At 44.9% G+C, this 10,470-nt stretch carries 15 protein-coding genes; 8 read left to right on the top strand and 7 right to left on the bottom strand.

The genetic code is table 11. The features are described from left to right. The 5 genes from ABYB02_RS10665 to cyaY all read right to left on the bottom strand — a co-directional run. A partial coding sequence (locus ABYB02_RS10665) for a uroporphyrinogen-III synthase (RefSeq protein ID WP_372762443.1) occupies nucleotides 1–974 on the bottom strand: 974 nt, incomplete at its 3' end. After that, nucleotides 974–1,912 carry a hydroxymethylbilane synthase gene (hemC, locus tag ABYB02_RS10670; RefSeq protein ID WP_372762444.1) on the bottom strand — a complete coding sequence of 313 codons (939 nt, stop codon included), beginning with the start codon at nucleotides 1,910–1,912 and terminating at the stop codon, nucleotides 974–976. The genes hemC and ABYB02_RS10665, both read right to left, overlap by 1 nt. A 36-nt stretch (nucleotides 1,913–1,948) precedes the next feature. Beyond that, a complete protein-coding gene (locus ABYB02_RS10675; RefSeq protein ID WP_372762445.1) occupies nucleotides 1,949–2,851 on the bottom strand; it encodes a DUF2914 domain-containing protein in 903 nt (300 codons plus the stop codon). A 22-nt stretch (nucleotides 2,852–2,873) separates the two neighbouring features. After that, the gene (locus ABYB02_RS10680) at nucleotides 2,874–3,530 is read right to left on the bottom strand and encodes an alpha/beta hydrolase (RefSeq protein ID WP_372762446.1); all 657 of its coding nucleotides are present in this window, start codon (nucleotides 3,528–3,530) and stop codon (nucleotides 2,874–2,876) included. Then, entirely contained in the window at nucleotides 3,527–3,850 is a 324-nt protein-coding gene (gene cyaY / locus ABYB02_RS10685; RefSeq protein WP_372762447.1) for an iron donor protein CyaY, read from the bottom strand. The genes ABYB02_RS10680 and cyaY overlap by 4 nt, the downstream gene beginning before the upstream one ends. A 147-nt stretch (nucleotides 3,851–3,997) precedes the next feature. Between cyaY and ABYB02_RS10690 the strand changes: the two genes are divergently transcribed. The 7 genes from ABYB02_RS10690 (at nucleotide 3,998) to ABYB02_RS10720 (ending at nucleotide 9,056) form a co-directional block, all read left to right on the top strand. After that, nucleotides 3,998–4,192, top strand: coding sequence for a lipoprotein (locus ABYB02_RS10690; RefSeq protein ID WP_372762448.1), 195 nt, complete (start codon nucleotides 3,998–4,000; stop codon nucleotides 4,190–4,192). Further along, entirely contained in the window at nucleotides 4,193–5,443 is a 1,251-nt protein-coding gene (lysA, locus tag ABYB02_RS10695; protein ID WP_372762449.1) for a diaminopimelate decarboxylase, read from the top strand. A gap of 64 nt (nucleotides 5,444–5,507) precedes the next feature. Next, nucleotides 5,508–6,338, top strand: coding sequence for a diaminopimelate epimerase (gene dapF, locus ABYB02_RS10700; RefSeq protein WP_372762450.1), 831 nt, complete (start codon nucleotides 5,508–5,510; stop codon nucleotides 6,336–6,338). Further along, entirely contained in the window at nucleotides 6,335–6,946 is a 612-nt protein-coding gene (locus tag ABYB02_RS10705; protein WP_372762451.1) for a DUF484 family protein, read from the top strand. Before dapF ends, ABYB02_RS10705 begins: the two co-directional genes overlap by 4 nt. After that, the gene (locus ABYB02_RS10710) at nucleotides 6,943–7,890 is read left to right on the top strand and encodes a tyrosine recombinase XerC (protein WP_372762452.1); all 948 of its coding nucleotides are present in this window, start codon (nucleotides 6,943–6,945) and stop codon (nucleotides 7,888–7,890) included. Before ABYB02_RS10705 ends, ABYB02_RS10710 begins: the two co-directional genes overlap by 4 nt. An 11-nt stretch (nucleotides 7,891–7,901) precedes the next feature. Next, nucleotides 7,902–8,612: an HAD-IA family hydrolase gene (locus tag ABYB02_RS10715; RefSeq protein WP_372762453.1), complete on the top strand. Its 711-nt coding sequence runs from the start codon at nucleotides 7,902–7,904 to the stop codon at nucleotides 8,610–8,612. Nucleotides 8,613–8,696: 84 nt separating this feature from the next. Beyond that, nucleotides 8,697–9,056 carry a HopJ type III effector protein gene (locus ABYB02_RS10720; RefSeq protein ID WP_372762454.1) on the top strand — a complete coding sequence of 120 codons (360 nt, stop codon included), beginning with the start codon at nucleotides 8,697–8,699 and terminating at the stop codon, nucleotides 9,054–9,056. Between the two features lie 17 nt (nucleotides 9,057–9,073). Here ABYB02_RS10720 and ABYB02_RS10725 read toward each other — a convergent pair whose 3' ends face one another. Both ABYB02_RS10725 and ABYB02_RS10730 read right to left on the bottom strand, forming a co-directional pair. After that, nucleotides 9,074–9,490: a GNAT family N-acetyltransferase gene (locus tag ABYB02_RS10725; protein WP_372762455.1), complete on the bottom strand. Its 417-nt coding sequence runs from the start codon at nucleotides 9,488–9,490 to the stop codon at nucleotides 9,074–9,076. A 41-nt stretch (nucleotides 9,491–9,531) separates the two neighbouring features. Next, nucleotides 9,532–9,837, bottom strand: a complete 306-nt coding sequence (locus ABYB02_RS10730; protein ID WP_372762456.1) for a DUF6482 family protein — start codon at nucleotides 9,835–9,837, stop codon at nucleotides 9,532–9,534. Nucleotides 9,838–9,937: 100 nt separating this feature from the next. Between ABYB02_RS10730 and ABYB02_RS10735 the strand changes: the two genes are divergently transcribed. Then, on the top strand, nucleotides 9,938–10,470 hold a 533-nt coding region (locus tag ABYB02_RS10735), incomplete at its 3' end, for a pseudouridine synthase (RefSeq protein WP_372762457.1).

A 10,470-nucleotide genomic window follows, 5' to 3' on the forward strand; every position in this document is an offset into this window, starting at 1 on the left:
GCTTGCGTTTTACCCGCATTAAGTTTGCGGTAAAATTCATAGCCCACTCCGGAGGCCACAATTAACGAAATAATAAGCGCTATAATCGCAATTTTACTGACTTTTTGCTTATGTTTTTCCTCCGTATTACGCGCCTTTGCAGCACTGCTTTGCGCTGTTGCTTTACTGCTTTTTACACTTGAGTCGAGTGCTTTTTGCGGTGTTTTTTCTGCCGTTGGCGGTGTGGTCTGTTCGCTCATTTTGCTACCTTGCTGATTAATGCAGGTAAACATAGCGTCGTCACTAGCCCCTGCTGCAATACATATATTAGCCGAACTTATCTGATGCTGCTGTAAATAAGCGCCTATACGCTCACTGGCAACATAAAATCGACACTGTTGTAACCATTGTAGTTGTGGCGCAGCAAGATCGGCAAAAATTGCATCCACCGCCGCATTACTAGTTACGACTATACCCTGTACTTTTAGCCTTTGCCAGTGGTCTATCCAGTTAGCCGGCTCATGCGCAATCGGGGTTCGTGAATACACCACGCAATTATTTAAATATGCGCCGCGTTGCTTTAATGTTTTAGCTATGTCGGGGCGCCCACCAACGCCTTTCACTAACACAATATTGCAGCCGTCTACATCTGCGAGTGTTTTCAGTGCCAACAAGCCTTCGGAGTCGTGTTGTTTAGGTACCGCAGCGCGCACGCCAAATACATCATAAATAGTATCGGCCGTTTGCTGGCCCACCGCATAAAACTGCGCTTTGGTATTAATTTCAGGCTGCAGCTCATTCAGTGCATGCACCGCATCTTGCGAAACAAAAATAATTTTATCAGCATTACTTAATGGGCTGAGCTCACGACTATCGGGAATTAAATAATCAATATTTAATACTGGAAATAAAGACGCTTGATAACCCGCTTGCTCAAGTTGTTGTGCAAGGGCGGCGCCTTTTCCTTGGGGACGAGTTATCAAGATATTTAACATTACGCGTCTCTGTATACTTCAGCTAATATTTTGTCTGCACCTTGCGCTAATAACTTTTTAGCAAGCGCAACCCCCAGTTTTTCAGCGTCGTCTACGTGGCCGCTAATTTCATCACGTAACACTTCACTGCCATCAATCGCACCCACTAAGCCACGTAAGTGCACTTGGTCACCATTAACTAGTGCGTAAGCACCAATAGGTACCTGACAGCCCCCTTCTAGATGACGGTTCATAGCACGCTCGGCATTCACCCGAATACGTGTTTCTCGGTGCTCAAGTGGCGTCAGTAATGCTTTAGTTGCTTCATCATCAATTCGACACTCAATCCCCACCGCACCTTGACCATTTGCAGGCAATGAGACTTCAGGCTCAATATAAGCACGAATACGCTGTTTCATTTCTAAGCGGATCAAACCTGCTGCTGCTAAAATGATTGCATCGTATTGACCCGCATCTAATTTAGCTAAACGGGTATTCACGTTACCGCGCAGGTCGTGTATTTCTAGATCAGGGCGTAGCTCCCTAATTTGACACTGACGTCGTAAGCTCGAAGTGCCCACAATCGCGCCTTGCGGTAGTGCATCGATATTGGCGTAATTATTAGACACAAACGCGTCACGTGGGTCTTCACGCTCACAAATAGTGTGCAGCGTTAACCCATCTGGAAACTCTACCGGCATATCTTTCATCGAATGCACAGCCATATCAGCATGCCCGGCTAACATCGCTTGTTCAAGCTCTTTAACAAACAGGCCTTTGCCACCAATTTTAGCCAATGGGGTGTCTAAAATCACATCACCTTGCGTCGACATAGGCACTAACTCAACACGCAGTTCGGGATAATGATGCTCCAGCTCCGCTTTTACAAACTCCGCCTGCCACAGCGCCAAGGCGCTTTTACGGGTAGCAATACGCACTACCTTAGTTGTTTCGGTCATTAAAAATACTCACTTAATTATGTCAGTGTAGCTGGCTTAGTCAGCTAAAATTCTAAATTCTTTTTGAGCAATTAACAGGCCTTGCTCATCAATTACATCTACTCGCCAATGGCCTATTTGCGAGTCCAAAATCGTTTTTTTGGAATATGTTCTGTAACGCGGCGAGGTAACTGCAAGTTCAATTGCATCCATTACCTCCCCTTCAAACAACCAGACATGGGTGACCTTTTGCCCTTGTAAGTTTTTTAGCTCACTAAAAAATGACAAGGTCGCAGTAAACTGGCTGAGACGAATATCAGCAGCAAACACATTAACCGGCTCACGCTTAGTTACTTTACGAGTCAGCACCGCTCGGCTTATTTTATCGGTATCTATTTGTGCCCCTAGCGCCACACTTGCCACGGGCGCTAATGGCGCAAAACCTTGCACATTATTAGCGGTTGTGTTGCCACTGGCGCTGGGCACCACTAAATCGCTTGTTGGCGCTGCAGTATCAACATGTAACGGCTCTGCGGCTCCCCTTGCTGCAGTTACTGACGGCGCAACGGGCTCCTGTGATGCAGGTTCTATAACAACTACATCGCTAGCTGCTACGCGCGTTGCTACTGCAAGCTCAGCGCCGGGGGTTGCTTGTTTATCTTGTAGCGTTACCGGTTGCGGGGTGGCCACCACGGGTTGCTCCGCCAAAATGGCTGGTATTGAATGCGCGCTATTATCTGCGCTACTGGCTACATTTTCACTTGCGCTTGATGACTGGTTTGGCTCTCCTTGCTCTGCGTTAACCATAGTGGTTAAGCCATACACCACAGCGGCAGAGGTCATTATTGCCAACATAGAAACACTCACAATACGGCGCCAGTTCCACACATAACTTAACGTTGGCAACTCACTTTGTGGCTCGCGTTTAACGTTTGCTTTAATCACTATTTTTTGACCCATATTAACCTCTGCAAATCCATTATTAACTTAAACGTGCAATTAACCATTGACGAATAGCGTGTAGCTCAGCGGCACACACCTGATGCGCCATAGGGTATTCTTGCCAGCTGACATCCATTTTATGTGCTGTTAATACGTCAAAGGCACTTTTACCTGCACTGAGTGGCACCACATTATCGTCACTGCCGTGCGCCATAAAAACATTTAAATCGTGGTGTATTGCTTCTTCTTGCAGTTTTTCTGGCACACACATATAGGTTGAAAGCGCCATCACACCGGCAAGTTTTTGCGGGTAACGGGGTGCTAAGTGCAGCGAAATTACACCACCTTGCGAAAAGCCGGCTAAAATAATTTTATCGGCTGCAATACCGCTGGCAATTTCTTGGTCGATTAAATGCGCCACTTTAGCGGCTGACTCTCGCACGCCCTGCTCATCGGCACGTTTATCTAAATCCATTGACTTAATATCATACCAAGAGCGCATTGCCATGCCACCATTTATGGTGACCGGTTGCACTGGCGCATGGGGGAAAATAAACCTCACCCCAAGCTCATTTGGCAGTGCCAGCTGCGGCGCAACGGGGGCAAAGCCGTCACCGGAGTCACCTAAACCGTGTAACCAAATAACACTGGCTTTATGTTCACTTTGAGCGGGGTATTCTACAAACGCTAAACTCATAATGATGATTGCCACTCAATTTTTTGACCTGCTTGGCGTGTTGACGCTTCGTTCATAAACTGCCAAAACTCAGCACCCGAGCGATTATCTATCCACTGATCACCACGTAATTCAAAATGGTGACCATTAAATTTAGTCGCAACCCACACTTGGTGTAAAGGTGCTTGCTTATTAATCACAATTTTACTTTTGTCAGCAAAAATTATTTCTAAAATACCTTGCGCTGATTCATAATCTAAATCCGCTTCACAATCATCAATTTGTTCTTCAATTGTAAACATCAGTGCTTCGGCTAATTGGTGATATTCATGATCAGTCATGGTTAATTTCCTTTACAGGCGGGCCGCCTAATAGTGGGTACATTGTTATGCAGCTAGTGTAACAGGAATAAAATAATCCGCGAATAGCTGCATTTTTTAGATATTCTGTTACTCTGCGATTATAAAGCCAGCAACTCTATTAATCTAATGAAAGCGATACATACTTTACAATTTAAGCGACTCTTTATAAGCACTGTACTGCTCAGCGCATTAGCTGGTTGTGGCCAGAGCGGCCCACTGTATTTACCAGAACAGCAAACAACACAAAATAAACCTCAAGATGAAGCGCCACCGGCTGTACCTCGCGAGCAAGCAAACGCACAATCCAAACAGGAGCAATAAATGGATTTTTTTAACTATAAAAACAATCAGTTATTTGCCGAAGAAGTAAACGTTGCCAGCATTGCTCAGCAATACGGTACGCCGTGTTATGTGTATTCGCGCGCCACTTTTGAGCGTCATTACTTAGCCTTTGCCAATGCCACTAAAAATCATCAAAGCTTGGTATGCTACGCCGTAAAAGCGAACTCAAATATTGCCGTACTCAATATATTGGCACGTTTAGGATCGGGTTTCGACATTGTCTCTAAAGGTGAGCTGGCTCGGGTTATTAAAGCGGGCGGCGATGCTGCTAAAGTGGTGTTTTCAGGCGTTGCTAAAACAGCCGACGAAATAGCCTATGCATTAAAGTTAGGTATAAAATGCTTTAATGTGGAGTCAGTTTCAGAGTTAGAACGTATTTCTGAAGTAGCCTGCGAGCTTAATCTCGATGCCCCTATTTCTATTCGTGTTAACCCTGATATTGATGCTAAAACACACCCTTATATTTCGACTGGTTTAAAAGAGAATAAATTTGGTATCGATATTCAAACCGCAGTGAGTGTTTATCAACATGCCGCATCACTGCCTGGGTTAAATATTATTGGTGTCGATTGCCATATCGGCTCACAGCTCACCGAAACCAAGCCCTTTCTAGAAGCGCTAGATAAACTGCTGAAACTGATCGATGAATTAAAAGCATGCAATATCGAGCTCAGTCATTTAGATATTGGCGGTGGTTTAGGGGTGACTTATGATGATGAGCAACCTCCTCACCCCAGTGAATATGCCGCGCAAGTCACTGAGCGCTTAGCAAATTATCGTCACCTTGAGCTTATTTTTGAGCCGGGCCGTGCTATTGCCGCCAATGCCGGTATTTTAGTCACCCAAGTTGAGTTTATAAAACAAAACCAAGACAAGTACTTTGCTATAGTTGATGCGGGCATGAACGATATGCTGCGCCCCGCACTGTATCAGGCATGGCAAAAAATTATTCCGCTTTCAGTACGCGACGATACCCCAATACATAACTTTGACATCGTGGGCCCAGTGTGCGAAACCGGTGACTTTTTAGGCAAAGACCGTGAGCTTGCCCTTAAGCAAGGTGACTTGTTAGCACAGCGCAGCGCCGGAGCATACGGCTTTACCATGAGCTCAAATTACAATTCGCGCCCTCGTGTTGCCGAAGTGATGGTGGATGGTAGTCAGCACTATTTGATCCGCGAACGCGAAACCATCGAAAGCCTTTATCAAGGTGAGAAAATTTTACCTTAAACGTTTTTGTTAAGACCCGGCTCTGTGGCATGATTAGCGCAGAGCAAAACCGAATTAGAGCGCTATGTTAGTTAATTTTTCCAAAATGCACGGCTTAGGCAACGACTTCGTTGTTATTGATAATATTACACAAAGTGTTTTTTTATCGCGAGATCAAATCATAAAACTGGCCGACCGCCATTTTGGCATTGGCTTTGACCAGTTGCTGATGGTTGAAGCGCCATACTCTCCCGATCTAGACTTTCATTATCGCATTTTTAATGCCGATGGCAGCGAAGTAGAACAGTGCGGCAATGGCGCACGTTGCTTTGCCCGCTTTGTACGGATGAAGGGGCTAACTAATAAACACAAAATTAGTGTGTCGACTAAGTCGGGTAATTTAACCCTGTATATAGAAAAAGACGGTCAAGTAACCGTGAATATGGGGCACCCTAATTTTGAGCCAAGTAAAATTCCACTCAAAGCCACTAAGCGCGAGCTTACTTATATTATTCGCAGCGAAGAACACACAGTGTTTAGTGGTGCGGTATCTATGGGTAATCCGCACTGCGTGTTAGAAGTGGATGATATTAACACCGCGCAAGTCGAACTGCTTGGCCCGTTACTTGAAAATCACGAACGTTTTCCTCAGCGCGCTAATATTGGCTTTATGCAGGTGATCTCTAAAGAACATATAAAACTAAGAGTATGGGAGCGCGGTGTTAGCGAAACCCTTGCCTGTGGTACTGGGGCGTGCGCCGCTATGGTGGTTGGCTTTGTGCAAAATAAGTTAACCAGTGCGGTACAAGTCGACTTACCCGGCGGTAGCTTGCACATTCGCTGGAATGGCGAAGGCCACCCAGTACGCATGACCGGCCCTGCTGAGCATGTATTTGATGGACAGGTGGCATTATGAGCGAGTTAACCGCAGCGCAAGTAGTCGCCTACTTGCAACAACACCCCGACTTTTTACTACAGCACCCTGAGTTGTTAGCCCAGTTAGAATTACAACAACAAGCGCCAGGCGCAACTTCTCTGGTGCATATTCAGCAACGGCAACTTCGCGAGCACAATACCCAGCTAAAAAATAGCATGGCAACAATGCGCAAACATGCCGCTGAAAATGAGTTAGTGTATCGCTTGTTTAGCCAATGCCATCGTGAATTATGGGGGAATTACGACTTTAATACTTTAGCCAGTAATGTAAAAAATATCATTTGCAGCAGCCCGAAAATCAGCGCATGCAAACTCGTTAAATACGAGGCTAAGTACAGTGAATTAGTTACGCATCGGCTGGCTGAAAACGGCTACTATTTAGGGCGGATCAATCAGCAAGAGCGCAGTTTATTATTTAGCGATAACATCCATTCAACCGCTATCTATTTAATTGGTGGCATTAACAAGCCCATCGCTATTTTGGCATTTGGTAGTGATGATGCAAATCACTTTGAACCCGCGCAAGACAACCTGTTTGTACTCGACTTTGTGCGCTCATTGCATTTACGTTTGCTCGAATTAGCATGAGTGAGAGTGCGGCGCCTACTATTAGCCACTTAAGTGAACACTGGCGCACACCAATCGCTTTGTTTAGCGACTATTTAAAGTTTGAAAAACAATATTCGGCGCATACGGTTAACCAATATGAAAGCCAGCTCGGTTTTGCCGCGCTGTATTTTAGTCAACTCTGCGATGATTGGTTTAATGTACAAGGCGAGCATATTCGCCGTTACAGCATGGCACTGCGCGCAAAGCAATTGAGTGGCCGCACGATTAGCTTAAAACTCAGTTGCATACGTAGTTTATACAAGTTTTTAAAAGCCAAGAACATTGCCGAGCAAGCACATTATCATAACCCGGCGATGGGCATTAAAGGCCCTAAATTTGCCAAGCCGCTACCGAAAAATCTCGACGTCGATCAAATGGCTCGATTACTTGAAATGCCAACCGACGACCCACTCGCGATTAGAGACAAAGCAATGATGGAGCTAATGTACTCATCAGGGTTGCGCATTAGCGAGTTGGTAGGCGCTAACTTACAAGATATAAATAGCGTAACCGGTGAAATATTAGTGCGTGGTAAAGGTAACAAAGAACGCTTAATTCCGGTTGGTTCTAAAGCATTAGCAGCCTTGCAACAGTGGCTTGCGATTCGCGCACAATTTGCCACTGCAGAAGAAGTGGCGGTATTTTTAAGTAGTAAAAAAAATCGTATTTCGATTCGCCAAGTACGCTTACGAATGCACGAGTGGGGTATTAAGCAAGGGATCAGTTCACAGGTTCATCCGCATAAACTACGCCATTCATTTGCTTCGCATATTTTAGAGTCGTCGGGCGATTTACGCGCCGTACAAGAGTTACTGGGACACAGTAGCTTATCGGCAACGCAAGTATATACCCATTTAGATTTTCAGCATTTAGCCAAGGTGTACGACAACACACACCCACGGGCAAAAAAACGAACCGATTAGGAAGCCAATAAATGATCCGTTTTAATCGTGCAATATCTCCTGTTTCTGTGCTTAGTTTTGACTTAGACGATACCCTTTACGATAACCGCCCTATCATAACCGCAGCGGTTCAGGCGCAACTGGATTATTTAAATGCGCTGCCCGGCTTTGGGCAACAAGGGCCACAATTTTGGCAACATTGCCGAGAGCAAGTCGCTCAACAGCAACCAGAGTTAATTGATGACGTAACCCAATGGCGTCAACATACCTTACGTTTAGCACTTGCTAAGCTTGGCTTTAAAGGGCAAGAATTAGCGCAGCATGCAAACAGCGCTTATCAAGCATTTGCCGATGCCCGTAGTAATATTGCAGTGAGCCAAGAGGTACTGACGTTACTTGACAAATTAAGCCAGCACTTTCGCTTAATTGCCATTACTAACGGTAATGTGGAAGTTGAGCGCTTTAACCTAAAAGATAAATTTGAGCTGGTACTGCAAGCCGGCCGGCACGGTAAAGCAAAACCACACAGCAGCCTGTTTGATCAAGCAGCAGCCCATTTTAAGATTAAAAATAGCAACATTTTACATATCGGCGATAGCCTAGATAGCGATGTACAAGGTGCCAATAATGCAGGCTGTCAGTCGGTCTGGCTAAACAATCAAGCACATGTTTATGCCTACAAAGGACTCGCAGATATTGAGATAAGCGACATTCAGGCGTTAACGCATTTAATTAATAAATAACACAGCCACTACTTTATAGCCGCTGTAACAGCTAACAACTCAACAGGTTAAAAATAACCCATTTAATAACGGCAAGGATAGGACATGACACTGACAGATTTTTTAACCACGCTTGCACACCACCCAAGGCGTATCAACTTTGCCGACACCATGGCTGTTATCGATGAGCATTATGATTTTACTGCCTGTGCGTTTAATAACCACGGATTATTAAGCTCTGCAAGTGAGAATAATGGCTCTTGCAAAATTTTTGCCTTTGCCAAGCTTAATGAGCTTAGCAAACAAAATACCTTAGACTGCTTTGGTCAATTTTATCGTGACGACGTACTAAATCACCCAGATAAAGACGATCATATGAATATTCGTACTTTTATTTTAGCGCCTGAGGCGACTCCATTCTTAGGTATTAGCTTTGATGGCACGCCATTAACCGCTAAACAATAACGCTCATTGACCCTTTATTAAGCCGTGCGTAGCGGCTTTTCCATAAAGTAGCGAGTGCCATTGCGGGGATAATTATCAAGTTGATATTTAACATGATAACCGCGCTTTTCATAAAAAGGTTTGGCCTGAAAGTCTAAGGTATCAAGCTGTGCTTGCACCGCTCCTTGCTCAATTGCAGCATTTTCAAGTGATGTTAATAACGCGCCGGCCAAACCGTTGCCGCGTGCAGATTCATCACACCACAACCAACTTATTAGCAGCCAGTTACCAAAAACATAAGCGCTGATACCAGCCACTAATGCACCGTGTTTATCAAGGTATTTAAAGCCCAGCGGTTGGCGCTCAGCGTCAAAGTGTTGCGCATTAAACGCGAGCATTTTTGAGCGCAGTGCGTGGTTTAATTGCTCCGTGTTATCGGCGTGTAAGTGGTACATGGGGCGATTCCAAATAGCGCTATGTTAGCAAAAGCCGTCAGTTAAAACAGGTTATTTTGCCCAAAGGGAACTTCTAGCATATTATTGGAAATTTTTTCTGCTTGGCCACACATTTCATCATATGCGCTGCTATGCCTAAGCACCATTTGTACATACGCAATCTCTGCAAAGCGCTGTTGAATATGCAAAGGACTGAGCGCTTTCATGCGTTCATCACTCTCTTCATAGACAACATATTCACTGCCGTTAATCATCACCGACACTTGAAACAGCGCCATTTCTAACGAATGAACAATGACTTTTTGTAATGGTTGATGTTGTTTTAGCTCTGAAAATTGTATACCCATATTAACCTACCCGCGGTTAAATTAACTGTGTTAACTACTCAATACGTCGCTTTGCTATAATCGCGATCAACTTTACCCATTGATTATTAAGTACCGCGTTATGAGTAGTAAAATTCGACTCGCTAAGTATATAGCCCATGCGGGTGTTTGCTCGCGAAAACAGGCTTCGCGCTTGATTGATGCAGGCGTTGTGATGGTTAATAACCGCCCTGCTAATCATATCGATCATGTGGATGAGCAAGACTCAATCACAGTGAACGGTGAGGTTATTGGTGGCGCTGCAGCGTTAGTGTATTATGCCTATCACAAACCGGTGGGGATTGATTGTAAACTTAACCGACACGATCCCAGTAGCCTAATTCACCAGCTACCACAAGCAACCCGCGTATACCCAATTGGCCGCCTAGATAAAGACTCGCGTGGCTTGCTTATTTTGACCAACGACGGTGAGCTGTGTAATCAGCTGATCCACCCTAATTTCCACCAACCAAAGCGTTATATAGTGACAGTCGATAAGCCGATTGATGATGACTTTTGTCAAACAATGGCCGCCGGTGTGCCCGTTGATAAACAGCTTACGCTTGCCTGTGAGGTCGAGAAATTAGCCGAACAGCAATTTAGTATCGTATTAAA

Source organism: Pseudoalteromonas sp., from assembly GCF_041613455.1.
Classification (GTDB): Bacteria; Pseudomonadota; Gammaproteobacteria; order Enterobacterales; family Alteromonadaceae; genus Pseudoalteromonas.